Annotated in this window: 25 protein-coding genes, 3 tRNA genes and 2 pseudogenes; 14 read left to right on the top strand and 16 right to left on the bottom strand. The window is 73.1% G+C overall.

Going from position 1 to position 26,166, the window contains the following annotated elements; genetic code table 11:
• Window positions 1-29 precede the first annotated feature (29 nt).
• The 3 genes and pseudogenes from ASE15_RS21470 to htpX form a co-directional block, all read left to right on the top strand.
• Window positions 30-1,117 (top strand): annotated as a pseudogene (locus ASE15_RS21470) (FAD-dependent oxidoreductase); the annotation flags it as partial.
• A gap of 1 nt (window position 1,118) precedes the next feature.
• Window positions 1,119-1,554 (top strand): annotated as a pseudogene (locus ASE15_RS21465) (pyridine nucleotide-disulfide oxidoreductase); the annotation flags it as partial.
• A gap of 245 nt (window positions 1,555-1,799) precedes the next feature.
• Window positions 1,800-2,675: a zinc metalloprotease HtpX gene (gene htpX / locus ASE15_RS08745; RefSeq protein ID WP_082609100.1), complete on the top strand. Its 876-nt coding sequence runs from the start codon at window positions 1,800-1,802 to the stop codon at window positions 2,673-2,675.
• A gap of 76 nt (window positions 2,676-2,751) precedes the next feature.
• Here the strand turns inward: htpX and ASE15_RS08740 are convergent, their stop codons facing one another.
• The 5 genes from ASE15_RS08740 to rarD all read right to left on the bottom strand — a co-directional run bounded on the left by ASE15_RS08740 (window position 2,752) and on the right by rarD (window position 7,087).
• Complete coding sequence (locus ASE15_RS08740; protein ID WP_056653669.1) at window positions 2,752-3,798, bottom strand: S9 family peptidase; 1,047 nt, start codon at window positions 3,796-3,798, stop codon at window positions 2,752-2,754.
• Window positions 3,798-4,643 (bottom strand): HAD family hydrolase, encoded by an 846-nt coding sequence (locus tag ASE15_RS08735; RefSeq protein ID WP_056653673.1) that lies wholly within the window; start codon window positions 4,641-4,643, stop codon window positions 3,798-3,800. Before ASE15_RS08735 ends, ASE15_RS08740 begins: the two co-directional genes overlap by 1 nt.
• Window positions 4,640-5,362, bottom strand: coding sequence for a hypothetical protein (locus ASE15_RS08730; RefSeq protein WP_056762616.1), 723 nt, complete (start codon window positions 5,360-5,362; stop codon window positions 4,640-4,642). Before ASE15_RS08730 ends, ASE15_RS08735 begins: the two co-directional genes overlap by 4 nt.
• A 134-nt stretch (window positions 5,363-5,496) precedes the next feature.
• Entirely contained in the window at window positions 5,497-5,991 is a 495-nt protein-coding gene (locus ASE15_RS08725) for a YajQ family cyclic di-GMP-binding protein (protein WP_191801466.1), read from the bottom strand.
• Window positions 5,992-6,103: 112 nt separating this feature from the next.
• On the bottom strand, window positions 6,104-7,087 hold the full coding sequence (gene rarD, locus ASE15_RS08720) for an EamA family transporter RarD (RefSeq protein ID WP_157277174.1): 984 nt from the start codon (window positions 7,085-7,087) through the stop codon (window positions 6,104-6,106).
• Between the two features lie 162 nt (window positions 7,088-7,249).
• Between rarD and ASE15_RS08715 the strand changes: the two genes are divergently transcribed.
• From ASE15_RS08715 to ASE15_RS08690, 6 genes are all read left to right on the top strand, one after another.
• Window positions 7,250-7,331: transfer RNA gene (locus ASE15_RS08715), tRNA-Tyr, on the top strand.
• 440 nt (window positions 7,332-7,771) lie between these two features.
• A tRNA-Thr gene (locus ASE15_RS08710) sits at window positions 7,772-7,844 on the top strand.
• Between the two features lie 63 nt (window positions 7,845-7,907).
• A tRNA-Met gene (locus ASE15_RS08705) sits at window positions 7,908-7,984 on the top strand.
• 88 nt (window positions 7,985-8,072) lie between these two features.
• Window positions 8,073-8,243 (top strand): 50S ribosomal protein L33, encoded by a 171-nt coding sequence (gene rpmG, locus ASE15_RS08700; RefSeq protein WP_030151977.1) that lies wholly within the window; start codon window positions 8,073-8,075, stop codon window positions 8,241-8,243.
• Window positions 8,244-8,275: 32 nt separating this feature from the next.
• Window positions 8,276-8,743 (top strand): MaoC family dehydratase N-terminal domain-containing protein, encoded by a 468-nt coding sequence (locus ASE15_RS08695; protein WP_056653682.1) that lies wholly within the window; start codon window positions 8,276-8,278, stop codon window positions 8,741-8,743.
• A complete protein-coding gene (locus tag ASE15_RS08690; RefSeq protein WP_056653686.1) occupies window positions 8,740-9,192 on the top strand; it encodes a MaoC family dehydratase in 453 nt (150 codons plus the stop codon). The genes ASE15_RS08695 and ASE15_RS08690 overlap by 4 nt, the downstream gene beginning before the upstream one ends.
• A 121-nt stretch (window positions 9,193-9,313) precedes the next feature.
• On the opposite strand, the gene ASE15_RS08685 is transcribed toward ASE15_RS08690, so the two are convergent.
• A complete protein-coding gene (locus ASE15_RS08685; protein ID WP_056762615.1) occupies window positions 9,314-10,414 on the bottom strand; it encodes a LacI family DNA-binding transcriptional regulator in 1,101 nt (366 codons plus the stop codon).
• A gap of 99 nt (window positions 10,415-10,513) precedes the next feature.
• Here ASE15_RS08685 and ASE15_RS08680 point away from each other — a divergent pair, with 99 nt between their 5' ends.
• From ASE15_RS08680 to ASE15_RS08670, 3 genes are all read left to right on the top strand, one after another.
• On the top strand, window positions 10,514-12,100 hold the full coding sequence (locus ASE15_RS08680; RefSeq protein ID WP_082618301.1) for an MFS transporter: 1,587 nt from the start codon (window positions 10,514-10,516) through the stop codon (window positions 12,098-12,100).
• A complete protein-coding gene (locus ASE15_RS08675) occupies window positions 12,097-13,407 on the top strand; it encodes an MFS transporter (RefSeq protein WP_056762614.1) in 1,311 nt (436 codons plus the stop codon). Before ASE15_RS08680 ends, ASE15_RS08675 begins: the two co-directional genes overlap by 4 nt.
• A gap of 64 nt (window positions 13,408-13,471) precedes the next feature.
• Window positions 13,472-14,689 (top strand): UDP-N-acetylmuramate dehydrogenase, encoded by a 1,218-nt coding sequence (locus tag ASE15_RS08670; RefSeq protein ID WP_082618300.1) that lies wholly within the window; start codon window positions 13,472-13,474, stop codon window positions 14,687-14,689.
• A gap of 123 nt (window positions 14,690-14,812) precedes the next feature.
• On the opposite strand, the gene ASE15_RS08665 is transcribed toward ASE15_RS08670, so the two are convergent.
• The gene (locus ASE15_RS08665; protein ID WP_056762611.1) at window positions 14,813-15,718 is read right to left on the bottom strand and encodes a L,D-transpeptidase family protein; all 906 of its coding nucleotides are present in this window, start codon (window positions 15,716-15,718) and stop codon (window positions 14,813-14,815) included.
• 123 nt (window positions 15,719-15,841) lie between these two features.
• A complete protein-coding gene (locus tag ASE15_RS08660) occupies window positions 15,842-16,243 on the bottom strand; it encodes a GntR family transcriptional regulator (RefSeq protein WP_082609103.1) in 402 nt (133 codons plus the stop codon).
• Between the two features lie 169 nt (window positions 16,244-16,412).
• Between ASE15_RS08660 and ASE15_RS08655 the strand changes: the two genes are divergently transcribed.
• Window positions 16,413-17,765, top strand: a complete 1,353-nt coding sequence (locus ASE15_RS08655; protein ID WP_056762609.1) for a phosphotransferase family protein — start codon at window positions 16,413-16,415, stop codon at window positions 17,763-17,765.
• Window positions 17,766-17,776: 11 nt separating this feature from the next.
• Window positions 17,777-18,094 (top strand): hypothetical protein, encoded by a 318-nt coding sequence (locus ASE15_RS08650; RefSeq protein ID WP_056762606.1) that lies wholly within the window; start codon window positions 17,777-17,779, stop codon window positions 18,092-18,094.
• A 178-nt stretch (window positions 18,095-18,272) separates the two neighbouring features.
• Here ASE15_RS08650 and ASE15_RS08645 read toward each other — a convergent pair whose 3' ends face one another.
• The 8 genes from ASE15_RS08645 to ASE15_RS08610 form a co-directional block, all read right to left on the bottom strand.
• A complete protein-coding gene (locus ASE15_RS08645; RefSeq protein ID WP_056762604.1) occupies window positions 18,273-18,941 on the bottom strand; it encodes a response regulator transcription factor in 669 nt (222 codons plus the stop codon).
• Complete coding sequence (locus tag ASE15_RS08640) at window positions 18,938-20,548, bottom strand: cell wall metabolism sensor histidine kinase WalK (protein WP_235534270.1); 1,611 nt, start codon at window positions 20,546-20,548, stop codon at window positions 18,938-18,940. Before ASE15_RS08640 ends, ASE15_RS08645 begins: the two co-directional genes overlap by 4 nt.
• Window positions 20,548-20,985 (bottom strand): hypothetical protein, encoded by a 438-nt coding sequence (locus ASE15_RS08635; RefSeq protein ID WP_056762602.1) that lies wholly within the window; start codon window positions 20,983-20,985, stop codon window positions 20,548-20,550. Before ASE15_RS08635 ends, ASE15_RS08640 begins: the two co-directional genes overlap by 1 nt.
• A 46-nt stretch (window positions 20,986-21,031) precedes the next feature.
• Window positions 21,032-22,081 carry an adenosine deaminase gene (locus ASE15_RS08630; protein WP_056653710.1) on the bottom strand — a complete coding sequence of 350 codons (1,050 nt, stop codon included), beginning with the start codon at window positions 22,079-22,081 and terminating at the stop codon, window positions 21,032-21,034.
• A gap of 74 nt (window positions 22,082-22,155) precedes the next feature.
• Window positions 22,156-22,746: a response regulator transcription factor gene (locus tag ASE15_RS08625; protein ID WP_056762773.1), complete on the bottom strand. Its 591-nt coding sequence runs from the start codon at window positions 22,744-22,746 to the stop codon at window positions 22,156-22,158.
• A gap of 83 nt (window positions 22,747-22,829) precedes the next feature.
• Complete coding sequence (locus ASE15_RS20795) at window positions 22,830-24,173, bottom strand: sensor histidine kinase (RefSeq protein WP_235534268.1); 1,344 nt, start codon at window positions 24,171-24,173, stop codon at window positions 22,830-22,832.
• Entirely contained in the window at window positions 24,160-25,014 is an 855-nt protein-coding gene (locus ASE15_RS08615; protein WP_056653713.1) for an ABC transporter permease, read from the bottom strand. The genes ASE15_RS20795 and ASE15_RS08615 overlap by 14 nt, the downstream gene beginning before the upstream one ends.
• Window positions 25,011-26,030: an ABC transporter ATP-binding protein gene (locus ASE15_RS08610; protein WP_082618298.1), complete on the bottom strand. Its 1,020-nt coding sequence runs from the start codon at window positions 26,028-26,030 to the stop codon at window positions 25,011-25,013. Before ASE15_RS08610 ends, ASE15_RS08615 begins: the two co-directional genes overlap by 4 nt.
• Window positions 26,031-26,166: the final 136 nt, after the last annotated feature.

Raw genomic sequence — 26,166 nt, 5'->3', positions numbered from 1 at the left:
CCCTCCTCGATCGGAAGGCGTTCTTTCCTGTGAGCAGCTCCCGTCCTTTGCGCGTCGCTATCGTCGGCGCTGGTCCTGCTGGTATCTATGCGGCGGACATTCTGTCGAAGACGGATGTCGAGGTGAGTATCGATCTGTTCGAGCGTCTGCCYGYGCCTTTTGGGTTGGTGCGGTATGGGGTGGCTCCGGATCATCCGCGGATCAAGCAGATCATCGTGGCGTTGCACAAGGTGTTGGCGCGTGGTGATGTGCGGTTGTTGGCGAACGTGGATTATGGGGTGGATCTGAAGCTGGACGATCTGCGGCAGTTCTATGACGCGGTGATCTTCTCGACGGGGTCGATCCGGGATGCGGCGTTGGCGATCGAGGGGATCGATCTGCCGGGKTCGTTCGGTGCTGCTGATTTCGTGTCGTGGTACGACGGGCATCCGGACGTGCCGCGGACGTGGCCGTTGGAGGCGCGTGAGGTCGCGGTGCTGGGGGCGGGGAACGTGGCGTTGGACGTGGCGCGGATCTTGGCCAAGCATGCGGATGATCTGTTGCCCACGGAGATCCCGGACAACGTGTATGCGGGGTTGAAGGCGTCGCCGGTCACGGATGTGCACGTGTTCGCGCGGCGTGGTCCGGCGCAGGCGAAGTTCTCGCCGTTGGAGCTGCGTGAGCTGGGTCATGTGCCGGATGTGGACGTGATCGTGTATCCGGAGGACTTCGAGTTCGACGAGGGGTCGATGGCGGCGATCAATTCGTCGAACCAGACGAAGCAGGTCGTCAAGACGTTGACGGACTGGACGCTGAAGGACCCGAGCGRGTTCACGGCTTCGCGCCGGTTGCACCTGCATTTCTTGAAGGCGCCGGTCGCGGTGCTGGGGCAGGAGCGGGTCGAGGGGTTGCGYACCGAGCGCACGGTGCTCAACGGTGACGGGACGGTCAGTGGGACGGGGGAGTTCCAGGACTGGCCGGTGCAGGCGGTCTATCGTGCGGTGGGGTATTTCGGGTCGCCGTTGCCCGAGGTGCCGTTCGACGAGCTCAAGGGTGTCATTCCCAACCGTGAGGGTCGGGTGATCGACATCGATGGTGAGCAGGTCCCGGGGGTGTATGCCACGGGCTGGATCAAGCGNCGACGAGCTCAAGGGTGTCATTCCCAACCGTGAGGGTCGGGTGATCGACATCGATGGTGAGCAGGTCCCGGGGGTGTATGCCACGGGCTGGATCAAGCGYGGCCCGGTCGGGTTGATCGGGCACACCAAGTCCGACGCCTCGGAGACCGTCCGCCACCTCGTCGAGGACGTCACGGGGGCAGTTGCCGCAGCCGAGGGCGTGGAGGCCGTCGAGGGGGACCTCGAGGGTGGACGCGTCGCGCCGCACGGCTCGCCCGACGCGATCATCGAGTTCCTGACGGAGCGGGGCGTGCACCTGGTGCAGTGGTCCGACTGGGAGGTCCTGGACGCCCACGAGCGCGCGCAGGGCGAGCCGCACGGCCGTGAGCGCATCAAGGTCGTGCCGCGCGAGGACATGATCCGCATCGCACGCCGCGAGGACGACGCCACGGCCTGACCCGCGCACCACGTACGGCGCCCCGCCCACCCGGGCCGGGGCGCCGTCGTCGTACCGGGACCTGCTGCGCCGTGGGCTCCCAGGGCGCGTCGCCGCCCCCCCCAGCCACCCACAGTCGCCTCCCGCCGTGCGGCTCGTCGCGCGCGCCCGTGCCCGACGGCGGAGGGAACCTCCCGCGTGCGCCGCGCGTTCTTCCGGTGGATGCTCGCACCACGGCATCCTGTGCTCGAGGGAAGGGGCTGGGAGTGGGTCACCAGCATTTCAACGGTCTGAAGACCGCAGGACTGTTCGGGATCATGTGGGTCGTGATCCTGGGGCTGTGGGCGGTGTTCGCCCGTTCGGCCGGCACGTTGTGGATCTTCGTCGCGATCGGTCTGGTGACCACCGCGTACGGGTACTGGAACTCCGACAAGATCGCGATCCGTGCCATGCACGCGCGGCCCGTGAGCGAGCTCGAGCAGCCGGCGATGTACAGGATCGTGCGCGAGCTCTCGACCGCTGCACGTCAGCCCATGCCCAAGCTGTACGTCTCGCCCACGCAGGCGCCCAACGCGTTCGCGACGGGACGCAACCCCAAGAACGCCGCGGTGTGCTGCACCGAGGGGATCCTCACGCTGCTCGACGAGCGTGAGCTGCGCGGGGTCCTGGGTCATGAGCTCATGCACGTGTACAACCGGGACATCCTCACGTCCTCGGTCGCCAGTGCGATGGCCGGCGTCATCACGTCGCTCGCGCAGTTCCTGCTGATCTTCGGCGGCAACCGCGACCGGGGCGGCAACCCGCTCGCCGCGCTCGCGATGGCCCTGCTCGCGCCGGTCGCGGCCATGGTCGTCCAGCTCGCGATCTCCCGGACGCGCGAGTACGACGCGGACGAGGACGGCGCCAAGCTCACGGGCGACCCGCTGGCTCTCGCGTCGGCGCTGCGCAAGCTCGAGCAGGGGACCGCGAGGGCGCCGCTGCCGCAGAACCGTGATCTCGTCGACGTCTCGCACGTCATGATCGCCAACCCGTTCCGTGGCGCGGGCGTCGCCAAGATGTTCGCGACGCACCCGCCCATGGCCGAGCGCATCAAGCGGCTCGAGACCATGGCGGGCCAGCAGGGCGGCATCACCCGCTACTGATTGCCTGCGCCGAGGGAGAGCCCGGTCGTGGTCTGCAGACCGGACCTCGACGAGGGTCGCCTGCTTCGACGAACCGCTATCTCGTGGCCCCGACCGGGGTGATCCCACGCTCGGCCAGCCAGTCGCGTACCGCGGCCCACGAGGGTGAGGTCGCAGACAGGTGCGAGAGGTGGTCGTCGCCCGCGACCACGGACAGGGTCACGTCGTCTCCGGCGGCCTGCGCGGCCGCGGCGTAGTCGGTCGCGACCGACGGCACGACCACGGCGTCCAGGTCCCCGGTCGCGACGAGCGTCGGGACACCGAGGGGCAGCAGTGCGGTGGGGGAGGCGAGGTCGTACCGGTCGTCCTGGACCTCGCTCGTCGAGCCGCCCATGAGCGCCTGCACGGCTCCCTCGACGGGCCCCTCGACCCCGGCGGTCTTCAGGTCGTTCACGCCTGCCTGGGTGACCACGAGGTCGGGACGGACGAGCGGGTCCGCGCCGGGCGCGCCGTCGGGCAGGGTGTGCCGGGCCGCGAGCCACAGCGCCATGGTCCCGCCCGCGGAGTGCCCGACGACGGCCACGCGCCCCGGCGCGAGTCCTGCGTCCCCGAGGGCCTGGGGGAGGAGATCGAGGCCTGCGGCGGCGTCCTCGAACGTCCCGGGCCAGCCGCCCTCGTCGAGCGGGTCGGGCGCGCCGACGCCGCGATAGTCGAGGTTCCACACCACGATGCCGTCGTCGGTCAGGTCCCGGGCGACCTCGGTCTCGGACGAACGGTCGTAGACGGCGTCCCAGCCGCCGCCGTGGACGAGGACGACGACGTCGACGACCGGGAGCTCGGGAGCCTCGTCGCCGGACGGCGTACGCAGTTCTCCGGTCCCCTCGGCGAGCTCGGCCGGCAGGATCAGGTCGGCCGTCTGTGCCGGGCGCGGCCCGTAGGAGAACGTCGTGAGCACCGCGTCGTCGGGCTCGGTCGGCCGGGAGGGTGCGTCGGCCGCGGGGGGCGGGGAGGACGTCGGGTCGGGGGACGAGGCCGTGCAGCCGGCGACCGTGAGCGAGAGGACGACCGCCAGGGCGAGCGCCGGCAGCCGTCGAGCGGGGCGTGACGGGACGTGCGGGCCGTCCCGTCCGGGGAGCGCGGCCATCAGGCACCCGACCTGTCGGCGAACGGGCCGGGGTGCGAGGTCCACCCGTCGAGCAGGCCCTCGAGCGCGACCGCGACGCCGTCCTCGTCGTTGGACGCCGTGAGGTGCGTGACGGCGCCCAGCACGTCGGGATGCGCGTTCGCTACTGCGTACGAGGTTCCGGCCCAGGCGAGCATCGGCAGGTCGTTGGGCATGTCGCCGAACGCCCACACGTCTGCTGCCGCGATGCCGTGCGACGCGCACCAGGCGGACAGCGCTCCGGCCTTGGTCACGTCGGGCGGGAGCAGCTCGGCGAGGCCGGCCGCGCCGGAGTAGGCGAGCAGGGCCCGGTCGCCGACCGCGTCCAGCACGCGCTCGAAGAACTCGTCCTGCGCGGTGTCGTCGGTGCGTGCGAGCAGCTTCGCGACGGGAGCGTCGAGCGCACGCTCGACCGGTCCGCGCCACGCCTCGGGCGTGTCCTCGTCGTGCCGGAACGACGCGTCGAACACCGGACCGTCGACCCGCTCGACGGCCAGCGCGACGCCCGGCACCGCGGCGCGCAGGTCGCGGACCACGCCACCCAGGGCGAGCGGCGCGAAACCGCGCGACTCGACGACCTGGCGCGTGCCGACGTCGTACACGCACGCCCCGCCCAGGCAGATGATCACGCCGTGACCACCGACCAGCGTGCCGACCTCCGTCAGCCAGCGCGGCGGGCGGGCCGTGACGAACACGACCTGGGTCCCGGCCTCGTCGAGTGCGGCCAGGACCTCGCGCGTGCGTTCGGAGACCGTGCCGTCCGAGCGCAGCAGGGTCCCGTCGAGGTCTGTCGCGACCACGCGGGGCGGGCGCAGGGGGCGGGTCATGCGAGGGCTCCCTGCCGCTCGGAGGTCGCGACACGCGCGCGTCGCGCGGGCTGGCGACGAGCCCTCGACAGGATCCACGAGCCGCCGTCGGCCCCCTGGAGCGCCGTGACCGCGCACGCCGACCGGCCGCCCACCACGAGCACGGGTTCCGCGGCCCACGCGCGCCACGGCGCTCTGCGCAGGGTCTCGGGAGAGACGGCGCGGGAGAGCTCCTGGTCGGCGAAGCGGGCCAGGACCGTGCCGAGCACAGGGCTCCGGACGGAGGCCACGACGAGGCCCGGTGCGTCAGCGGCCGCGAGATCCAGCCGCCAGCCGCTGCGAGCCGGGACGCACGTGGCGAGCAGGAGGGCCGTCGGCCCGCCCGCCTCGAGCGCGGCGGCCACGCGACCCTCCCGCGTGTGGCGGACCCGGCCCGCGAGAAGCACGACGACGGCTACCGCGACCACGGCGGCCACCCGCCAGGTCCAGGACAGCGGGTTCGTCGACGACATCGACAGCATCAGCATCGACACACCGAAGAAGGCGAGGGGCGTGAGGCGCGCCCAGAGCGCCTCACGGCGCCTGAGCAGGACCTCGATGCTGTCCGCGTCCACCTCGGGGCGCAGCGTCGGGCCGCCCGTGAACCCGACCCCCGCGGCGGCGGCGTCACCGCCGCGCGACCACGGCCCGCAGCCCGCCCAGGCGAGGGCCTCGGGCGACGAGAGCCGGTGAGTGTCCACGCCGCGAGTCTAGGTCCGCGTGGGAGCGACACGCCCGCACGTCGCGGGCGTGACCCGGCGCGACCCGACACGCGGACGGGCGCGCCGCCGTCGGGCAGGAGCCCGACCGGCGACGCGCCCGTCGCGAGAAGGTGTCAGCGGTAGTTCGTGAACTGCACCGCGAAGTCCAGGTCCGCACCCTTGAGCAGCGACTGGACGGCCTGGAGGTCGTCGCGCGACTTGCTCGTCGCGCGGACCTCGTCGCCCGTGATCTGCGTCTTGACGCCCTTGGGGCCCTCCTCGCGGATGATCTTGGTGATCTTCTTGGCGTTCTCGCCGGCGAGGCCCTCCTTGAGCACGCCCTCGAGGCGGTACTCCTTGCCCGACAGCTTGGGCTCCTTGTCGTCCGTGTCGAACGCCTTGAGCGAGATGCCGCGCTTGATGAGCTTGGTCTGGAAGACGTCGAGGATCGCGAGCACGCGCTCCTCGGAGTTGGCGATCATGACGATCTTCTCGCCGCTCCAGGCGATCGAGGCGCCGACGTTCTTGAAGTCGTAGCGCGTCTGGATCTCCTTGACGGCCTGGTTGAGGGCGTTGTCGACCTCTTGGCGGTCGACCTTGCTGACGATGTCCATCGATGAATCGGCCACGGTGCTCTCCTGACGCGGTAGGTGGGGTGGTCTGGGGTCCACGGTAGTGGGCGGGCGGCACGGATGCCGCCCCGGGCCCGGCGGTGTCGGCGGTGTCGGCGCGCGCTGCGGGTCAGCGCGTCGCTGCGAGGCGGGACGCGCGCATGGCGTGCAGGCCGTCGACGCTCAGGACGATGAGCGCGAGCCACACGAGCGAGAAGCCGGCCCACCGCGCGGGCGGCATGGGCTCGTGGAACACGAGGAGACCGACGAGGAGCTGGAGCACGGGGGCGAGGTATTGGAGCATGCCCACGAGGCTCAGCGGCAGGCGGCGGGCCGCCGCGCCGAAGAGCAGCAGGGGCAGGGCCGTGACGACGCCGCTCGAGGCCAGCAGGAGCGCATGGCCCGTGCCCTCGGTGCCGAACGTCCCGACCCCCGTCGCGCCCAGGAAGACGAGGTAGCCGAGCGCCACGGGGAACAGCAGCGTGGTCTCGACCGCGAGCCCCGGGAGGGCCTCGACGTCCCGTCCGACCCGGTTCTTGACGAGCCCGTACAGCCCGAACGAGATCGCGAGGGTCAGGGCGATCCACGGCAGACGGCCCAGGCCGATCGTGAGGATGATCACGGCCGAGGCCCCGATCCCCAGCGCGACCCACTGAGCGGGCCGCAGCCGTTCCTTGAGCACGAGCACCGCGAGGAGCACCGTGACGAGCGGGTTGATGAAGTACCCGAGCGCGGCGTCGAGCACGTGCCCGGACAGCACGCCGTAGACGTAGACGGCCCAGTTCGTGGCGACCAGGACGGCCGCGATCGCGAGCAGCCCCACGGTCCGGCGCACCCGGAACACGGCCCGGTACGCGGGCAGCTTGCGCATCACGAGCAGCAGGAGCAGGCAGAAGAGCAGGCTCCAGACCACACGGTGGGAGATGATCTCGAGCGGTCCGGCCGGCTGGAGCAGGGGGAAGAACAGGGGCATCGCGCCCCACAGGAAGTACGCGCTCGCGCCCAGGACCACGCCCAGGCGGTCGATCGGGGCGGGGGCTCCCGGGGCACCTGGACGGGGAGCGTCCGGTGGCGCGGAGAGGTCGTTCGCGGGGTGCTGGGGGGCCTGGCTCACGGTCCACTGTAAGCGTGGGCGGGGCGTGCGCGCGGGGTCGATTTTTCACCAGGGCCCGATCGGCTGTACTGTTGCCACGCTCCCGCAGTTCGGAAGCGTCCTCTGGTTGCGCCTCGGTGCAGCCCGGTCGCGGTCGGCCAGCGAGAGTGCACAACCGAACATGGCAGGTTGCCCGAGCGGCCAAAGGGATCTGACTGTAAATCAGACGGCATAGCCTTCGTGGGTTCGAATCCCTCACCTGCCACGCACCTGAACGAGGCGCCACCCCCTGGGGTGGCGCCTCGTTCGCGTTGGCGGGGTCGCATGGGGACGGGTCGGCGCGAGGTGCGTCGTGGGCCGGCGCGGTGCACGCCCGTCCTGCCCGACGTCGGAGCTCGCCTCCGCCTCTCGGCCCGCGGCCGGTGCGGCTCGGCCGAGGAGCGCCCGGGCGTGCCGTCCGTCTCTCCTCGCGGTGCCCCTCGTCCGTTCCTCGACCTCGGTCCGGTGAGCGTGCTGCGCGTCGACGGCAGGCTGTGCGTGCGACGTGGGGGTGAAGTCGTGACATGTCGGACGCGTGCGACGTGTCGTGCAGGCATCGCGGTGCACGGTCGACAGGTCGAGAAATCGGCCTGATCACTGGGTTCCCGGGTGGTCGCCGAGGCCGATTTCGCACCACGGCAGAACCCGTGTAATCTTTTCACCGCTGCCCCGATAGCTCAGTCGGCAGAGCGTCTCCATGGTAAGGAGAAGGTCAAGGGTTCGATTCCCTTTCGGGGCTCTGTGAAGTGACGCGGGGTCGTCTCGCTGGAATACTGGCGACACGACCCCGCGTTCATCACGCGGCGGGGTAGCTCAGTTGGTCAGAGCGCACGGCTCATAATCGTGAGGTCGCGGGTTCGAGCCCCGCCCCCGCTACCACTTCCTGACATCACACCGTACGGCGGCCGGCGCCGTGCGGCCTAGCAAGCACGTAGCGCCCTCCGGAGGCGCGAGAGGTGGCACTACCGTGGCAAGCAAGAGCTCAGACGTTCGCCCGAAGATCACGCTCGCATGCGTGGACTGCAAGGAGCGCAACTACATCACGAAGAAGAACCGCCGCAACGACCCCGACCGTCTCGAGCTGGCGAAGTTCTGCCCGCGTTGCGGCAAGCACACCGCTCACCGCGAGACCCGCTGATCCAGCGGCTCCTCTGAGCAGCACCGACACGCATGGCGATCAACGCTGACTACGCCGGTCGTGAGTACCCGGCCACCGCCCCGTACTCCGTAGGCCGCGAGAAGATCCGCGAGTTCGCCAGCGCCGTCGGTTCGACCCACCCCGCGCACCACGATGTGGTCACAGCGCGGGGTTTGGGCTATCCGGACCTGATCGCGCCGCCCACCTTCGCGGTGGTCGTCGCGCAGCGCGCCGAGGCCCCGTTCATCCAGGACCCTGAGGCCGGCGTCGACTTCACGCGGGTCGTCCACGCGGACGAGCGGTTCGTGCACCACCGACCCATCGTCGCCGGCGACGAGCTGGTCACGGTCCTGCACGTCGACTCGATCACGCAACGGGCAGGCATCTCGATGGTCACCACTCGTGCCGAGATCGGCGCCCTGGCGGCAGACGGCTCCGGAACCGTCGAGCCCGTCGCGACCGTCACGTCCAGCCTCGTCGTCCGCGGGGAGGACGCATGACCGAGCCCACGGCTTCCCCGGTGACCACCACGCGACCGGACCTCTCCGCCCTCGCGGTGGGTGACGTCGTCGGGACGCGCGAGATCGCGGTCGACCGCGCCCGCCTCGTCCGGTACGCCGGCGCGAGCGGCGACTTCAACCCGATCCACTGGAACGACACCTTCGCGCAGAGCGTGGACCTGCCCGGCGTGATCGCGCACGGCATGTTCACCATGGGTGCCGCGGTGGCCCTCGTCGAGGACTGGGCCGGCGACCCGGGGGCTGTCGTCGACTACCAGACACGCTTCACGCGCCCCGTGCCCGTGCCGAACCCGGGCGAGGCCGTGATCTCGGTGTCCGGAGCGATCGGGGCGATCGACGCCGAGGCCCGCACGGTCCGCGTCGACCTGACCGTCACGTTCGAGGGTGCCAAGGTACTCATGAAGGCGCAGGCCGTCGTCCGCCTCTGAGCGGGCCTCCGCCGCGCAGCCTGCACACGACGAAGGGCGCCTCTCCCGCATGGGAGAGGCGCCCTTCGACGTCGGTGGTGGGGCTGCGGACCCACGGTGCGGCCAAGCTGGACCGGGTGGTTCAGGCGGCCGGGACGGGCCCGGTCGTGGTCCCCACGACGAGCGTGACGTCGAGCATCACGGTCTCGGGCTCCTTGCCCGCGAGGAGCGAGACGACGGCGCGGCCGAGCTCGGCCCCCTTCTCCGCGAGGGGCTGGTGCACGCTCGTGAGGGTGTCCGGGCTGAGCCACGGCAGGTCGAGCCCGTCGAAGCCCGCGACGGACACGTCCTCGGGCACGCGCAGGCCGAGCTCCTTGGCGCCCAGGACGGCACCCGCGGCGAGCAGGTCCGAGTGGGCGATGATCGCGGTCGGGCGCTCGTCGGACGGGACCCAGGTCCCGAGGATCTCGACCGCGGCCGCGTGCCCGTGCTCGACGAGCGAGGCCTCGGTCTCCCAGGAGATCAGGGGTTCGACGACATCACGCACGCCCGCGAGCCGGTTGAGCGTGGGGGTGCGGTCGGCCTGGGCGAGGCGGTCGGCGTCGATGACCCCGCTGCGGCGGGAGTTGTCGAGGGGGAGGGCGATCTCGGCGATGCGGGTGTGCCCGAGGTCGACCAGGTGGCGCACGACCTCGGCCGTGCCCTTGCGGTCCTCGATGCCGACGAGCGGGGTCCCGGGCACGGGGTGCCCCTCGCCGATCACGACGGGGACGCCGCGGCGCTGCAGCGCGTCGAGGGTCGCGTCGTCGGTCCCGATGCCCCACACGAGCACCGCGACGTCCATCGCGGCGCTCTCGATGAGCGGGTCGACCGCGCGGGACGGGTCCTCGGACGGGATGCCGGGGATGAGGAGCACGCCCAGCCCGCTCGTGCCGAGCGTCGAGACGAGCCCGTCGAGGACCTGGACCGCGACGGGGTCGCGGAACGCGCGCTTGAGCTGGTCGCCGATCACGACGCCCACGATCCCGGACCGCCCCGAGCGGAGCTGACGGCCGAGCGGGTTGGGGCCCGCGTACCCGAGCTCGGTCGCGGCGGTCATGACGCGCTCGCGCGTCTCGGGGGTGATGGGGCCGGCGCCGGAGAACGCGAGCGACGCGGTGGACACCGAGACGCCGGCGAGCGCGGCCACGCGGGCGAGGGTCGGACGGCCCGGTGGCTTGGGTGCCTGCTCGGAATCGGTCATCGTTGCCCCTCTGCCGGTCTTCTGGACGAACTCGGATCCGCCGTGACGCACGGAAAAGGTGTTTGACGGCGCGGCCAGACTACCCGCAGACTTGTCACCATGTCTCGAATCGTTTCGAAGGCCACTCCCGACGCAGGTATCGAATCGATTCGACCAGCGCTCGACCCCGGCCTCTCCCGCGCCCGCTGGTCCCTCCTGGGGATCTTCCTGCTCAACGGCATCACCATGTCGAGCTGGCTCGCCCGCATCCCCTCGGTACGCGACGCCCTGGGCATGACGCCCAAGGACCTCGGCTTCGTGCTGCTCGCGGGCGCGGTCGGCGCGCTCGTGACGGTCACGCTGGCCGGACCGATCGTCAACCGCTTCGGCGGTCGGGCGGCCATGCTCGCCTCGACCGGCTTCTTCGCCGCGGCCCTCGTGCTCCTGGGCGTCGGCCCCGCGACGGGCTCGGTCCCGCTGCTGGCCGCGGGCATCTTCCTCAACGGGGTCGCGTTCTCGCTCGGCAACGTCCCCATGAACGTCGAGAGCGCGAGCGTCGAGCGGCGCACGGGGCGCACGATCCTGCCGCAGTTCCACGCGGCCTTCAGCATCGGCGCGGTCGTGGGCTCGCTCGTCGGCGCCGCGTGCGCCGCGGGCGACGTCCCGGTCCTGGTGCAGTTCGTGGGCACCGCGGTCGTCGCGACGATCTGGCGCCTCGTGAGCATCCCGATGTTCGTCCACGCGACGCTGCCCCGCCCGCGGGTCGAGGCGCGTCTGGGCGACGCCGGCCCCGACGGGGTCGAGGCTGCCGCGGTGCTGCACCCGCGCTCGCGCCGCGTGCGCCTGGGGGCGGCGCTCGGTGCCTGGCGCGAGCCGCGCACTCTGCTCATCGGCCTCGTCATCATGGCCGCGGCACTGTCCGAGGGCTCGGCGAACGACTGGCTCTCGCTCGCCGTGGTCGACGGGTTCGACCAGACCGAGGCGGTGGGCGCGGTCGTGTTCGGCGCGTTCGTCGGCGCGATGACCGTCATGCGCCTGCTCGGCACCCGCCTGATCGACCGCTACGGTCGCGTCACGGTGCTGCGCGTCTCGGGGGTCGCCTCGATCGGCGGCCTGCTCCTGTTCGGGTTCGCCCCGAACCTCGCCCTCGCGGGCGTGGGTGTGGTCGCGTGGGGCCTGGGCGCAGCGCTCGCGGTCCCGATCGGTATCGCCGCGGCCTCGGACGAGCCCATGCAGGCCGCGAGCCGTGTCTCGGTCGTCTCGGCGTTCTCGTCCATGGCCTCGCTCGCGGCACCGCCGCTGCTGGGCATCGCGGCCGAGGCCATGGGTGCGCGCCACGCGCTCGTCCTCATCGTGGTCGCGATGGTCGTCAGCGTGCTGCTCTCGACGAAGGTCGCGCCGCTGGTCGCGGGGGAGCGCCCCGCGCCGCTCGCAGGGCCCGACGACGGAGCTCCCCTCCCTCCCACGGGTCGCCGTGCGGAGGGCTCCGGTGCGGACGAGGCGTCGCTCGACGACGACGCACGTCCCGAGGACACCGGGGTGGGGGCGCCCGACGCGACCGCGAAGCCTGACCAGGTGGTAACCCACCACGCGGTACCGTCGACCCTGCGCACGCGGCGCCGCCGTCGTGCCGTGCGGCGACACGGCGCGACCGACCCTGCACCGTCCGGCTCGACCTCCCACCGACGCGAGGAGACCCCCGCATGACCACCCCGCCCGCCCCCCGCTCCGGGGAGCAGCGCGCAGCGAGCACCGCCCGCGTCGTCCAGGCAGCCACCTGGGCCGTGTTCGCGGTGTTCTTCCTCAACGGCTTCAACTTCGCGAGCTGGGCCTCGCGCCTGCCCGCGGTCCGGGACGCGCTCGGGCTCTCCGAGGGCAGCATGGGCTTCCTGCTGCTGTTCGCCGCGATCGGCTCGCTCCTCGCGCTGCCGCTCTCGGGCATGGTCGTCCAGCGCGTCGGCGCCTCGCGCGCGGTCGTGATCTTCGCGACGGTCAACGTGGCGGGGCTCGTCGTGGCCGTCACGGGCGTGTCCCAGGGCTCGGTCGACGTGGTGCGGGTCGGCCTGTTCCTCTTCGGGATCGGTACCGGGGTCTGGGACGCCGCGATGAACATCGAGGGCGCGGCGGTCGAGCAGCGCCTCGGCAAGGCGATCATGCCGCGCTTCCACGCGGGCTTCTCGTTCGGGACCATGGCCGGCGCCGGCGTCGGCGCCCTGGCCGCGCTCGCGGGCGTGCCCGTGCAGTGGCACCTCGCGGTGGCGCTCGCGCTGAGCCTGCTCGCGGTCCTGTGGTGCGTGCGGTCCTTCCTCCCCGCAGGTGCGGTCACGGACGAGGCCCTCGCTGCGTCGTCGGGCGACCTGCGGGACGACGCCGCGGGCGAGGACCCCGCGACCGCGGTCCACGGCAAGGGCGCGCGCAGCGCCCTCGCCGCCTGGAAGGAGCCGCGCACGCTGCTCATCGGCCTCGTGGTGCTGGCCGCCGCGCTGACCGAGGGGGCGGCGAACGACTGGGTCGGGCTCGCGGTCGTCGACGGGTTCGGCACGTCCGACGCGATGGGCGCCGTGGGGCTCGGGATCTTCCTCACCGCCATGACGGGCATGCGCCTGCTCGGGACGGGGCTGCTCGACCGGTTCGGCCGGGTGGCCGTGCTACGCATCTCGGCAGGCCTCGCGTTCGTCGGCCTGCTCGTGTTCGCGCTCGTGCCCATCCTGTGGGTCGCGCTCGTGGGCGTGGTGCTGTGGGGCATGGGTGCGGCGCTGGGCTTCCCGGTCGGGATGAGCGCGGCGTCGGACGACCCCACGCACGCCGCGGTCCGGGTCAGCGTCGTGTCGACCATCGGGTACTCGGCGTTCTTCGTCGGCCCGCCGCTCATCGGGTTCCTGGCCGAGCACATCGGCGGCTACCGCCCCGCGCTGCTCGTGATCGCGGTGCCGCTCGTGATCGGGCTGCTCGTGGTCAACGCGGCCAAGCCGCTGCCCACCGCGGCGGGCGGCACGGGCACCGGGGGCGCCTGACATCTCGCTCGACCGACGAGGGGTGCGGAGCAGGGGCACGAGCGGGGCGAACTAGGCTGGAGCCATGACCGCCCCCTCTCCGCGCCGCGTGTCCGCCGTCGAAGCCGTCACCGAGGGTGCCGCGCCCGGTCCGGGCGAGGTGCTCGAGCAGCCCACGCTCGCCGACCTCACGACCCTGCGCGTCGGCGGCCCTGCCGACGCGTACCTCGAGGCGAGCACCGAGGCAGAGCTCGTCGACGCGGTCCGTGCGGCCGACGACGCGGGCGAGCCGCTCCTCGTGCTCGGAGGTGGCTCCAACCTGCTCGTGAGCGACGAGGGCTTCGGTGGGGTCGTGGTCCGCGACGTGCGTGCCGAGATCCGCATCGACGCGGAGGACACGTGCGGCGGCGGGAGCGTGACCGTGACCGCGGGGCAGGACTGGGACCAGCTCGTGGAACGGGCCGTGGCCCAGGAGTGGGTCGGGATCGAGGCGTTGTCCGGCATCCCCGGAACCGTCGGGGCGGCCCCGGTCCAGAACATCGGAGCCTACGGCCAGGAGGTCGCGGGCGTCGTGGCCTCGGTGCGCGTGTGGGACCGCGCGGAGTCGCGCATCCGCACGCTGCCGCTCATCGACCTGGACTTCGGCTACCGCACCTCGCTCCTCAAGCGGACCATGCACGCCTCGCCCGACGGCGGCGACATCTGGTACCCGTCCCCGCGCTTCGTCGTCCTCGAGGTCAACCTCCAGATGCGGCTCGGGACCCTTTCGGCCCCGATCGGCTACCCCGAGCTCGCGCGCCGCCTGGGCGTCCAGGTGGGCGAGCGCGCGCCGAGCGCCGAGGTGCGCGCCGCGGTGCTCGAGCTGCGCGGGGGCAAGGGCATGCTGCTCGACGACCCGACCGCCCCCGACCACGACCGCTGGAGCGCGGGCTCGTTCTTCACGAACCCGGTCGTCGCCGCGGACCAGGCCGACCTGCTGCCGCACGACGCCCCGCGCTTCCCGGTCCGGTCGGCGCTCCCGTCGCGCACCACGGGTCCGAGCCTCGGGGAGATCGACCCGACCATGGTCAAGACCTCGGCGGCCTGGCTCATCGAGCACGCGGGCTTCACCAAGGGGTTCGGCGTGCACGGCCCGTCGAGCGCCGCGAGGCTCTCGACCAAGCACACCCTGGCCCTGACGAACCGAGGGGCGGCGACCGCAGCGGAGATCGTCGAGCTCGCACGCACCGTGCGCGACGGGGTGCTCGACGCCTACGGGATCGAGCTGGTCCCCGAGCCCGTGCTGGTGGGCGTCGCGCTCTGAGGCACTGAGCGTCGCTGCCGAGTCCCGGAAGTGCCGAGGTAGAGGGCCCGCGTCGAGGTAGAGGGCTCCGGCCCACTGTCTCGACGCGGGCCCTCTACCTCGCGGACCGAGCGGCTGGGCTGGTCAGTAGACGATCACGGTCGTGCCGGCCGGGGCGCCCCACGAGTCCCAGATCCAGTTCATGGCCCCGTTGGCGACACGCACGCACCCGTGCGACGCGGGTGACGGGGGGACCGAGCCCGAGCCGTGGACCGCGATCCCACCGTTGAAGAACTTGGGGCGCCACATGCTCCCGAGCTCGAGCGAGGACTCGTAGTTCCCGTCGACCTGACGCCCCACCGTGAACGTCCCCGCAGGGGTGCGGGCGTAGTACGTCCGACCCTTGGCCTCGTAGCGCTCGCCGTTGCCCGACGAGGCGTTGATGATCGCGGTGACGCGCCCGTCGTCGACCGCCAGGACGAGCTGACGGGCGATGTCGATCTCGATCACGTGGCCCGAGGAGCTCTGGGGCGTGGGTCGGACACCCTGGTCCAGCGCCGCCTGGGTCATGGGGCCGACCCGGCCGTCGCGGCCGATGCCCGCGGCCTTCTGCAGGGCCCAGACGGCCTGCTGCGTGCCCGGACCGAACGTGCCGTCGGGGCTCGCTCCGAAGTAGCCGAGGTCGGCGAGGCGCTGCTGGAGGGCGACGACCCGATCTCCTGTGCTCCCGCGCACGAGCTCCTCGGTCGCGGGGTCGGGGGCCGGCGCGACGGGCGCGGGCTCGGCAGCCGGGGGAGCGGGCGTCTCGGCGGGCGGTGCCGGCTCGACCGGCGCCGGCGGCTCCGGCGTGGGCTCGGGAGCCGGGGCCTCGGTGGGCGTCGGAGCGGGGCTGGGCGTCTCGGAGGGAGAGGGCGACGAGGTCGAGGTGGGCGGGGCCGAGGTCTCGCCGGCGCCCGGGCTCAGGACGTCGCACCCTCCGACGAGCAGCAGGGCGACGAGGGCGGCCGTGGTGGCAGTCCATCTCGTCCTGATCGATCGTTCCTTCGACATGCGTGTTCCCCCTCGATGCCCGGCGTCCTGCCGGAGAACTGGCACGACCACGTTCTCACGCCGCAGGCACAGGGCCTGCATCGCCCGCGCGCGGTATGCGCAATCGTTGTGAAGCGTCGGTCGTCAGTCGCTGTGCCGGCGCAGGAGCTCGCCTCGCACGAGTGCGAAGATCGCGTCGTCGTCGAGCCCCGCCTCGCGCACCGCAGCGACGAAGGTGCGTGCGGCCTGCCGGGCGACGACGTCGGTGGGGGCCACGCCGTCGGCGACGACCGTGCCCGCGCGACGGTGCGTCGTGGTGATGCCGGCCGACTCGAGCTCGCGGTAGGCGCGTGCGACGGTTCCTGCGGCGAGGCCGAGGTCGGCCGCGAGGGCCCGGATGGTGGGTAGGCGGTCGCCGACCACGAGGCGTTCCGCGGCGACGTGCGCGACGACCTGCGAGCGGATCTGCTCGTACGGGGGCACGCCCGACGCGAGGTCGATCTCGAGGTGCAACCCTGCCGCGCCGGGCTGCTCGGTCCCGGCCACTCAGGCGTCCCGGTGGGTGAGGGGCAGCGGCACGGTCATCTCACCCCGGAGGTTTTGTATCATCATGCCGACACAATGGCAGTCGCCCCTCGCGGTGTCAACGGCTGCGTGAGAGGTCTCTCACGCAGCCCTCATCCCCGCATCACGTCGGGCCTCTTGCCTTGCTCTCATGGACACCGCCGCGCAGCTGCTCACCGGTCCCCGGGCCGGGGACCTCCTGGAGGCGGCGCTCGCCGTCGACCACGTCGCGCTGGGCTCGTGGCGCGTGCACCAGGTGCACGCGCGCCCGGGCGCCGAGGTGAGCGTCGGGTACGAGGTCACGGTGCGCGGCCGCGCCGGTGGGCTGCGGACGGCCGGAGGGCGCGACGAGTACCTCGTGGCGACCACGGCCGACCTCCCGCCCGACGTCGTCGAACGGCACGGCATCCTGCGCATGGTCGACGGCGACCAGACCGTCCACGTGTGGCGCCATCCCGTGGACCCCCTCCTGCCGGGGCTCGCGACGGCCTGCGACGCCGCGACGCTGACCGACCGGTGGCGCTCGATCGACGCGCACGCCCCGCTCGTCCTGGGGCTGGACCTGGTCGCCTACCGCCCCCTGCGCCGGGCCGTCCTGCGCGCACGGACGACCGCGGGCGACGTCTACCTCAAGGTCGTCCGCCCGGACAGGGTCGCGGAGCTCCGGCTGCGCCACGACCTCTTCCTGGTCGCCGAGGCCGCTCCCCAGGGATACAGCCTGACGGCGCCGCTCGCGGCCCCCAGGGTCCTGGCCTCGCTCGGTGAGGGCATCCTCGTCCTCGGTGCGCGCCCCGAGGAGACCATGGCCTCCGCCGTGGCCTCGACCCCCCGGCACGAGCAGGCGCTCACGGTCGACCCGCACGAGCTGCTCCGGGCGCTGGACGCGCTGCCCCCGGACGCCGTCCTGCTCGAGCGCCGCCCCGCCTGGGCCGAGCGCTCCGCGCACTACGCACGCTCCGCCGTCGGGCGCCTTCCTCACGTCGCCGCGCGCATCGAGGCCCTCGAACGAGGCGTGCGCCGCATCGTCGAGACCCGTGACCCCGGCCCCGTGGTCGCGACGCACGGCGACTTCTACGAGGCCAACGTCCTCCTCGTCGGCGGAGCGGGCTGCCGCCGGGTGGCCGCTGTCCTCGACGTCGACACGCTCGGCCCGGGTCACCGCGTGGACGACCTCGCGTGCATGGCCGGGCACCTCGCGGTCCTCGAGACCCTCGCGCCCCAGGTGTACCCCGGGGTCCAGGGACTCGTGGACCGCTGCCTCGCGGCGTTCGGCGAGAGCACGGACCCGGTCGGGCTGCGCGCGCGCACCGCCGGCGTCGTCCTCTCGTTGCTGCCCGGCGCGCCGCGCGACGCGCTCGCCGAGGTCTGGCTCGCCGTCGCCGAAGAGCTCCTCGCAGGGGCCGAGGACCGTCTCAGAGTCCTCTCACCGACGGCTCCTCGGGCTCTCACGCCTCCGGCGGACTCTCGAAGGGACGAGGCGGCGGACCGGCTGCCCCTCGGCTGAGGAGGTAGGACATGGACGCACGCAGGATCTGGGTCGCGACCGGCACGCTGGGCGTGCTCGGGGTCGGGTTCGGCGCCACGATGGCCGCGGCGCAGGACGACGTCGGGCAGGACCCGGCTGCGGTCGTCGAGCGCGCGGCGGACGGCACGACGACGGCACGCGCCACGAGCGCGACGCCCAGCCCGTCGGACCTCGACCCGTCGAGCGCCACGACGAGCGTGACCGCCGGGTCGCCGACCTCGGCGGACTCCGCGAACACCGCCCCGAGCCCGGTGACTCCTGCGAGTCCCGCCTCGGCACAGACGTCCCCGTCGGCCGCTACCCCGTAGGGGGCGTCGACGGGCGACCCGGCGGCCGGCGCGTCACCGGCTGCACCACGAGAGGGCGGGGGCACAGGGTGCCCCCGCCCTCTCGTTCGTCGTACGGTCGGCCGCGCGGCGCGCTCCTGGCCCACGGCGGGCCTGGCTCACGCCCCGTGGCCCATCGCGACGGCGTGTCGCGGACGGCTCAGGCCGCCGGGTCCGCCAGCCGGTAGCCCATGCCGCGCACCGTGACCACGCGCTCGGGGCCCAGCTTGTTGCGCAGGTAGCGGACGTAGACGTCCACGACGTTGGAGCCCGGGTCGAAGTCGTATCCCCACACCCGCGAGAGCAGCTGCTCGCGGCTCAGGACCTGGCCCGGGTTGCGCAGGAACGTCTCGGCGAGGGCGAACTCCCGGGCCGAGAGGTCGACCTCCCGGTCCTCGGTGCGGGCGCGGCGCGTGCGCAGGTCGAGGCTGAGCGACCCGTGCGAGAGCACGGTGACCTCGCCCGCGGGCTCGGTCCGCAGGCGCAGGCGGATGCGCGCCAACAGCTCCTCGAACCGGAACGGCTTGACCATGTAGTCGTCCGCCCCGCCCTCGAGGCCCGCCACGGTGTCGGTGACCGAGGACCGGGCCGTGAGGATGATGACGGGGATCGTGTTGCGGGCCGAGCGGAGCCGGCGCAGGACCGTGAACCCGTCCTGGTCCGGCAGTCCCAGGTCCAGGATCATCAGGTCGTAGTCGCCTGTCTGCGCCAGGTCGTAGCCCTCCCGACCGGTCGTGACGGCCGTGCTCGCGTACCCGGCCGCGCGCAGCCCCTTGGACACGAACGACGAGATCCGTGTCTCGTCCTCGACGACGAGGATCTGGCTCACAGCGATGTCCTTTCACCCAGGTGCGCCGGGGAGATCACGGGGATCTCCACGGTCAGCGGAGTCAAGAGGTCGTGCTCCGGGTGTTCCCGTGCCGGACCTGCCGGCGAGGGAGGGGAGCTCCGGTGGTCGTGGTCCGGTCCGGGCGCGGGCGGAGCCAGGCCGGGTTCGAGCGGCAGGTCGAGCGTGAAGGTGGAACCGAAACCTCGGGTCGAGGAGACCTCGACCCGGCCGTCGTGCCCGCCCGCGATCGCGCTGACGATCGCCAGGCCCAGACCCGCGCCGTCGCGGAACGCGGGGTCGCGCTCGGCCTGCGCGAAGCGCACGAAGATGCGCTCGAGCTGGTCGGGCGAGACGCCGATGCCCTCGTCCCGGACCCAGAGCCGGATCCGGCCGTCACGCACCGCGGAGCCCAGGGTGATCTTCGACCCCGGTGCGGAGAACTTCACGGCGTTCGAGGCGAGCTGGAGCCATGCCTGGGTCAGGCGCTGCTCGTCGACGAGCGCGGTGGCTCCGGTGCGTGCGTCGATCTTCCACCTGCGGTCGCCCAGGAGGCGGGCCTTGTCGAGGATGTCGTCGGTCAGGCGCCCCAGGTCGGTCTCCTCGAGGCGGACGAAGTCCGGGCTCCCAGCGGTCGCGAGCGTCATGAGGTCGTCGACGAGCCGGTGCATGCGGTCGAGCTCGTCGAGCGCGAGACTGCGCGTGGCCGCCGAGTCCTCGGGGTCGCCCGGGTCCATGAGCTCGAGGTGCCCGCGGACGATCGTCAGCGGGGTGCGCAGCTCGTGCCCCACGTCGTCGAGGAGCTGGTGCTCGGCGTCGAACGCGGCGGCCAGACGGTCGAGCATCTCGTTGAACGCCTGGGTGAGCTCGGAGACGTCGTCGTTGCCCGTGACCGGGATGCGCTCGGACGTGTGGGTGTCGCTGATCCGCCGAGCGGTCTGGCCGAGCAGGCGCACGGGGCGCAGCAGGCGCCCCGCGACGAGCCAGCCGACCGCGCCGATGAGCAGGAGCGAGACCACCGCGATGATCGCGTACGTCCGGAAGACCTGGTCGAACTCGGCGTGCTCGGCATCGCGGTCGTACGCCAGGACGAGCGCGGAGGGTTCCTTGCCGTCCGTCACGGGCACGACCAGCACCCGGTAGCTGGTGGTGGGCGTCGTGATCTCGCGCAGGGCGACCCGGTCGCCCGTGGTCAGGGGCTCCAAGGCGTCCATGAGCGTCTCGTCGTCCTCGAGCCGCAGGGGCACGGGCGACGCCGCGATCCACTGGGCGCGTCCGGCGCGGAAGCCCACCATGCCCTCGTGCGGGGCAGGCACGGTCTGGCGCATCGCGATGTTCACCAGGTCGTCCGACGACGTGAAGCGTTCTCCCGTGGAGGGGTTGACGCCGTCCTGGGCGAGGGCCTTGAACTCCTCGAGCGAGCGCGTGAGGGAGAGGTCCATCCGGTCGTCGACGTGCTTGCGCTGGGACGTGAACGCGACGCCGCCCGCGATGATCAGCCCCAGGGCCGCGAGAGCGAGGACCGCGCCGAGGATACGGGCGCGGACCGTCAGCAGTCGCGCGGTCGTGCGGGGGAGGTGGGGCGCGGCGGGGTCGGGGGCCTGGGCCATCATCCGTTCCCCGTGTCGGGGGTCCACATGCCGTCGTCGTACTCGTCCGACGGGCGGTACATGCCGTCGTCGTACTCGTCGCCGGGGTGGTACATGCCGTCGTCGTAGGGCTGCTCGTCGGTCTGAGGCGCCGTACCGGTGCCGCTGTCGACGGTGCCCCCGCTGCGAGGAGGGGCCGGCTGGACGGGGACGAGGGCCCCGTCGTCGTCCGACCCCTCGTCGCCGGGCTCCGTGGGCTCGACCGGTTCCTCCTCGACGGACTCGACGGGGGACGGGACGGGCTCGGGGGTCACGGTCTCGACCGGGGCAGGGCTCAGGACGACCTGGTTGCCCAGGTCACGGTCCGGGGGGCTCGCGGAGACGAGGGCCACGGCAGCCGTGCCGACGCCGAGGGCGCCCAGCACCAGGGCGCCCACCCACATCGTCGTCCGTCGCATGGCGCGAGTGTCCCGGGTCCTCATGAGAGAGGCATGAGAGCGGCGGTCACCCACGGGGCGCCTCTCCTGTGGGTGGTGCCTCGTCGGCGATCCACGCGTCGACACCCGCGAGCAGCCGCGCCGTGGTCGAGCGCCCGGCCCGGCTCGCCCGGATCGAGGAGCGTGCGAGGTCGGCCAGCTCCTCGTCCGAGAACCCGTGCTCGGTCCGCGCCGACTCGTACTGCGCCACGAGCCGCGAACCGAAGAGCAGCGGGTCGTCGGCCCCGAGCGCGACCTGCGCGCCCGCGTCGACGAGCGCCCCGAGCGGGACCTGCGCGCCGTCGTCGTACACCCCGAGCGACACGTTCGAGGCGGGGCAGACCTCGAGGGCGACCCCCCGCTCGACGACCTGCTCGAGGACCCGCGGGTCCTCGACGGACCGGACCCCGTGGCCGAGCCGGTCCGGGTCCAGGTCCGTCAGGACCTCGCTCACGTGGTCCGGGCCGAGGAGCTCGCCACCGTGCGGGACCAGGGCGAGCCCCGCGCGGCGCGCGATCGCGAAAGCGGGCGCGAAGGCCGCGGTGTCCCCGCGCCGCTCGTCGTTGCTCAGCCCGAATCCCAGGACCTCGCCCGGACCGTCGCCCACGTACTGCGCCGCGAGGCGCGCGAGCGTGCGCGCGTCGAGCGGGTGCCGCATGCGCGACGCGGCGACGATCACGCCCACCTCGGTCCCCGTCGCGGCGCTCGCCTCGCGGGCCGCGTCGAGCACGATCTCGACCGCGGGCGAGATGCCGCCCACGAAGGGCGCGTACGACGTGGGGTCGACCTGGATCTCGAGGCGCCCCGACCCCTCGGCCGCGTCGTCCTCCGCGGCCTCGTGCACGATCCGGCGCATGTCCGCCTCGGAGCGCACGCACGCGCGCGCGGCGTCGTACAGGCGCTGGAAGCGGAACCAGCCACGCTCGGTCGCGGGCAGGCGCAGCGGGTCGCCGTCGAGCAGCGCGGACGGGAGCCGCACCCCGTACTGCGCCGCGAGGTCCCGCAGCGTCTCGGGCCGCATGGACCCGGTGAAGTGCAGGTGGAGGTGGGCCTTGGGGAGCTTCGCCAGATCACGCACAGGGGCAGTCTTCCATCAGCCGGGCCCCCGCACGGGGAGTTCCGGTCCCCGGCCGGGTGAGATCGGGGCCGGCCTCACGCGCCGGGCAGGATCCCGCGCTCGATCGCGACGGTCACGGCGCGCGTGCGGTCGTCGACCCCGAGCTTGGCGAACGCACGCAGCAGGTGCGTCTTGACGGTCGCCTCGGAGATGAACAGCTCGCGCCCGATCGCGGGGTTGCTCAGCCCGCGCGCGACCAGCGCGAGGACCTGCGACTCGCGGGGCGTGAGCCGCTCGCCCGCGCCGCGGACCGACGTCACGAGCCGGGTCGCGACCGTGGGGGCCAGGACGGTCTCGCCGCGGGCCGCGGCCCGGATCCCGGCCACGAGCACGTCGCGCGGCGTGTCCTTGAGCAGGTACCCCGTGGCTCCTGCCTCGACCGCACGCAGGATGTCGGTGTCGGTCTCGTACGTCGTGAGCACGACGACGCGGGGCCGCGCACCCCGCCCGTCGCCGGGGGAGCGGGGGCCGCCGAGGATCTCGCTCGTCGCCCCCACGCCGTCGAGCACGGGCATGCGCAGGTCCATGAGCACGACGTCGGGGCGCAGCTCGTGCGCGAGCCGCACGCCCTCGCGCCCGTCGCCCGCTTCACCGACCACCACGAGGTCCGGCTCGGCCGTGAGCATCCCGACGAGGCCCGAACGGACCACGGGGTGGTCGTCGACCACGAGGACGCGCACCTGGGGGGAGGTGGCGGGCGAGGAAGTGGTCACGAGGTGCTCCGGGGGGCAGGGGTGGTGGCGGGGGACGCAGCAGGCGCAGGGGGCCGTCCGGGGACGGGCAGCTCGACGCGCACGCTCGTCCCGCCCCCGGGCGTCCCGTGCACGGTGACCTCGCCGCCGCTCGCCGCGACGCGCTCGCGCATGCCGCGCAGGCCGAACCCTTCCACGACGCCCGGGCCGAGCCCGCGCCCGTCGTCGACGACCTCGAGCACGACCGCGGCGCAGTCGGGTCCGTCACCGGACCCCGGGAAGCCGGCCCCTGCAGTGCCTCCAGGCACCAGGGAGACGACGACGGCGCTCGCCGCCGCGTGGCGGCGCACGTTGGCCAGGGCCTCCTGCGCGGACCGCAGCAGGACCACCTCCTCGGCGCTCGAGAGCCCGAGCACGTCCGCGACCTCGAGGTCGACGTGCGTGCCCGTCTCGTCCGTGAAGCGGTCGGCGAGGCGGCGCAGTGCCTGGCCGAGCGTGCCCACCTGGAGCGGGGCGGGCGCGGCCGCGGCGACCAGGGCCCGCGCCTCGGCGAGGTTGTCGCGCGCGGTCGACTCGACGAGCGCGAGCCGTTCGCGCGCCGCGTCGGGGGCCGACCGGTCGAGGTCGGCGCTCGCGGCCTGCGCGAGCATCACCACGCTCGTGAACCCCTGGGCGAGCGTGTCGTGTATCTCCTGGGCGACGCGCTCGCGCTCCGCGAGCACGCCCGCCTCGTGGTGCGAGCGCGCGAGCTCGGCCTGGGTCGCGCGCAGCTCGTCGACGAGCCGCGCGTGCCGCTCGGCCTGCCGCATGGTGTGCGCGGTCCACAGCCCGAGGCTGAGCGCGAACGCCAGCGCGACGCCCATCTGCGGTGCCGTGCTCGCGAGCTCGGCCACCCCGACCCGGCCTGTCGTCGGGTCGAACGCGAGCGCGAGCGCCGTGCCCGCCGCGAGCACGACGCACAGCACGACCTGCGTCCACAGGCGTTCCGAGAGCATCCAGATCTGCGTGAACACCGCGAACAGCAGGAGCGTGCCCAGCGCGTCCTGACCCACGACCACGAGCGTGCACGCGATCGCCACGACGAGGTAGACGTGCGCGGCCACCTGGTTGCGCGTCCGCGCGGCGCGCCGCCCCCAGCCGACGTACCCGACGAGGATGACCCCGACGGCCGCGAGCGAGACGACGAGCGCCGTGCCGCGGACGTCGGCGGTGAGCAGCGCGAGCGCGCTGAGGACGACGATGACGTAGAACGCCACGTCCCACCAGCGCACGTCGCGCTCCCACGTGCCGTCGATCTGGGCGGCCTGCGAGTCCTGCACCGTCCCGGCCTCGTCGGGGGCGTGGCCGTCAGCCGTCGTCACGACGCCGCCACCGGAACGTCCGCACCCCCACCACGAGTCCCACCACGAGCCATGCGACCAGTACAGCAGCCGTGGCACCGTGCTGCCACGACCCGCCCACCTCGAGGGCCTCGGCCTCTGCCGGCAGGAACACCGAGCGCATGCCCTGCGCGAGCCACTTCAGCGGGAAGACCGACGCGACCTGCTGCATCCACGACGGCAGCGCGAAGAACGCGAAGAACACGCCCGAGATGAACTGCAGCACCAGCACCACGGGCGTCACGACGGCGCTCGCGGACTTCCCGGAGCGGGGCACCGAGGAGAACGCGACGCCCAGCACCGAGCCCGTCGCGGTACCGAGCACGAACACCCAGGCGAACGTCCCCCAGGCCGAGGCGGTGGTCGGCATCGGGACGTCGAACGCCGTGGCGGCGAGCAGCAGCAGCGCGGCGGTCTGCACGGTCACGGCGATCAGGACCTGGCAGATCTTTCCCAGGAAATACGAGGTCGCCGGCAGCGGCGTCGCGCGCAGGCGCTTGAGCGTGCCGTCGTCGCGCTCGACCGCGATCGAGATCGCGAGGTTCTGGAAGCTCGTGAGCATGACACCCGTGGCGACCATGCCGGGCAGGAAGTACTGCGTGAACGGCACGGAGTCCGTGGCGTTCCCTTGTTCCTGCTGCCCGAACACCGTCGCGAAGATCGCCATCATGATGAGCGGGTAGGCCAGGATGAAGATGACCGCGTCGCGCTCGCGCAGGAACGCGAGCATCTCGATCCAGGTCCGCCGCAGCCCCGTGCGCAGGGTGCCGGGCAGCGCGCGCCGGGCGTGGGGGGCTGGTGCGGGGGCGGTCTGGGTGCTCATCGGGTGGCCTCCTCGGCGACGGGTGCGGACGGGACGGCGGAGGTCGGCGGGAGCCCGGGCGGCGCGGCTGCCGACGAGGTGGCGGACGGGTCTGCGGACGGGGCCGCCGGTACGGCCCCGATGAGCTCGAGGTACACGTCCTCGAGGCTCGGCTGGAGCACGCGCAGGCCCGGCACCTCGCCGTCGGGTCCGGCCAGGCGTGCCGCGAGCGAGGCGACCAGCGCGGTCGGGTGGTCGGTGCGCTCGACGTGCGTGACGCCGTCGGACACCCACTGCACGGCGGGGCGCAGCGCACCCGGCCCGCCCAGGTCGCCCGGCGCCCCGAGGGCGACGACCTTCCCGTCGCGTACGACGGCGGCGCGGTCGGCCAGGTGCGCGGCCTCGTCGAGGTAGTGGGTCGTCAGGAGGATCGTGGTGCCGCTCGCGCGCAGGGCCAGGACGAGGTCCCAGAAGCTGCGGCGGGCCTGCGGGTCGAACCCGGTCGTGGGTTCGTCGAGGAACAGCAGCTCGGGGTCGCCCACGATCCCGAGCGCGACGTCGAGGCGGCGCCGCTGGCCGCCCGAGAGCTGGCGGGCACGCGTCGACGCCTTCTCCTGCAGCCCGACGGCGGTGATCACCTCCTCGGGGTCGCGCGGGGCCGGGTAGAACGTCGCGAAGTGGCGCACGAGCTCGCGCACCGTGAGCTCGGCCTGGTCGCGCGAGTCCTGGAGCACGACGCCGATCCGGCTGCGCCACGCGCGCCCCGCGAGCGCGGGGTCCTCGCCGAGGACCTGGACCTGCCCGCCGTCGCGCTTGCGGAAGCCCTCGAGGATCTCGACCGTCGTGGTCTTGCCTGCGCCGTTGGGGCCGAGGACCGCGAAGATCTCGCCGCGCTCGACCGTGAGGTCCAGCCCGTCGACCGCCTGCTTCACGGTGCTGCCTGCGCCGCTGCCCTGCGTGTAGCGCTTGGTGAGCCCGCGGACCTCGATGGCCGGGGAGCTCGTGCCTGCTCGGGGAGGAGTCCTGTCTGTGCTCATGGCTCCAGCCTGGCGTGAGCGTGGGGCTCGCCGCGACGACCGGTCGGGGGGACGCGGGGTCCACCGGTCGGTGGACGCGGGCGGTGACGGGCACGCCCGCCGGGGGGTGACCGGAAGACTCACCCACGGTGACGGG

Origin of the sequence: Oerskovia sp. Root22 (genome assembly GCF_001429135.1) — a bacterium.
In the GTDB taxonomy this organism is placed as follows: domain Bacteria; phylum Actinomycetota; class Actinomycetes; order Actinomycetales; family Cellulomonadaceae; genus Oerskovia; species Oerskovia enterophila.
This window is presented reverse-complemented; position numbering and strand designations above follow the sequence as displayed.

Bases quoted from the DNA above. Each gene is read 5' to 3' on its own strand.
- ASE15_RS08690 (WP_056653686.1), top strand. From the start codon at position 8,740: ATGACCGAGCCCACGGCTTCCCCGGTGACCACCACGCGACCGGACCTC.
- ASE15_RS08670 (WP_082618300.1), top strand. From the start codon at position 13,472: ATGACCGCCCCCTCTCCGCGCCGCGTGTCCGCCGTCGAAGCCGTCACC.
- ASE15_RS08610 (WP_082618298.1), bottom strand. From the start codon at position 26,030: ATGAGCACAGACAGGACTCCTCCCCGAGCAGGCACGAGCTCCCCGGCC.
- ASE15_RS08695 (WP_056653682.1), top strand. From the start codon at position 8,276: ATGGCGATCAACGCTGACTACGCCGGTCGTGAGTACCCGGCCACCGCC.
- ASE15_RS08650 (WP_056762606.1), top strand. From the start codon at position 17,777: ATGGACGCACGCAGGATCTGGGTCGCGACCGGCACGCTGGGCGTGCTC.
- ASE15_RS08680 (WP_082618301.1), top strand. From the start codon at position 10,514: ATGTCTCGAATCGTTTCGAAGGCCACTCCCGACGCAGGTATCGAATCG.
- ASE15_RS08740 (WP_056653669.1), bottom strand. From the start codon at position 3,798: ATGGCCGCGCTCCCCGGACGGGACGGCCCGCACGTCCCGTCACGCCCC.
- ASE15_RS08615 (WP_056653713.1), bottom strand. From the start codon at position 25,014: ATGAGCACCCAGACCGCCCCCGCACCAGCCCCCCACGCCCGGCGCGCG.
- ASE15_RS08625 (WP_056762773.1), bottom strand. From the start codon at position 22,746: ATGCTCACGGCCGAGCCGGACCTCGTGGTGGTCGGTGAAGCGGGCGAC.
- ASE15_RS08735 (WP_056653673.1), bottom strand. From the start codon at position 4,643: ATGACCCGCCCCCTGCGCCCGCCCCGCGTGGTCGCGACAGACCTCGAC.
- ASE15_RS08675 (WP_056762614.1), top strand. From the start codon at position 12,097: ATGACCACCCCGCCCGCCCCCCGCTCCGGGGAGCAGCGCGCAGCGAGC.
- ASE15_RS08635 (WP_056762602.1), bottom strand. From the start codon at position 20,985: ATGCGACGGACGACGATGTGGGTGGGCGCCCTGGTGCTGGGCGCCCTC.
- ASE15_RS08640 (WP_235534270.1), bottom strand. From the start codon at position 20,548: ATGGCCCAGGCCCCCGACCCCGCCGCGCCCCACCTCCCCCGCACGACC.
- ASE15_RS08655 (WP_056762609.1), top strand. From the start codon at position 16,413: ATGGACACCGCCGCGCAGCTGCTCACCGGTCCCCGGGCCGGGGACCTC.
- ASE15_RS08665 (WP_056762611.1), bottom strand. From the start codon at position 15,718: ATGTCGAAGGAACGATCGATCAGGACGAGATGGACTGCCACCACGGCC.
- ASE15_RS08685 (WP_056762615.1), bottom strand. From the start codon at position 10,414: ATGACCGATTCCGAGCAGGCACCCAAGCCACCGGGCCGTCCGACCCTC.